Source organism: Paenibacillus terrae (genome assembly GCF_005217525.1).
Classification (GTDB): Bacteria; Bacillota; Bacilli; order Paenibacillales; family Paenibacillaceae; genus Paenibacillus; species Paenibacillus terrae_C.
Map to the genome: position 1 here is coordinate 208,910 of NZ_PNXQ01000012.1, position 432 is coordinate 209,341.

At 38.2% G+C, this 432-nt stretch carries 1 protein-coding gene; it reads left to right on the forward strand.

The window, feature by feature from the left end:
- On the forward strand, positions 1–97 hold a 97-nt coding region (locus tag C1I60_RS11015; RefSeq protein ID WP_137062244.1), incomplete at its 5' end, for a helix-turn-helix domain-containing protein.
- Positions 98–432 lie beyond the last annotated feature (335 nt).

A 432-nucleotide genomic window follows, 5' to 3' on the forward strand; every position in this document is an offset into this window, starting at 1 on the left:
TACGAACGAATATGTGGCATTAGAAGTGATTGATAAATTATGTGCGGCTTTAGGTTGTCAGCCAGGAGATTTATTGAAACATATAGCAGAACAATGAAAGATTAGAATCAAGAATGGATGTTGGTTAATCGAAGAAGTGATTCCATCGTATAACATAATATTCAAGCTGCGGCTCCTAACGGAGCCTTGGTCTGCGAGATGGGTTTCGATGAGGCATTACAACAGACAACCCCTACGGGGTTCATGAATACAGAAACGTTAGGTGGAATATCGGCAACCCCATAAAAACATTAAAGGCGAATGTTAAGTCCCATCATGCTTTGGTGTATAATGAAAACAAAGAAGTGCAGGAGGTATGTGTAATGAGAATTGAAGAAAAACTAATTGAAGACTTTTTAACATTACCAGAAGATAAGAAGCTTGAAGTGATTG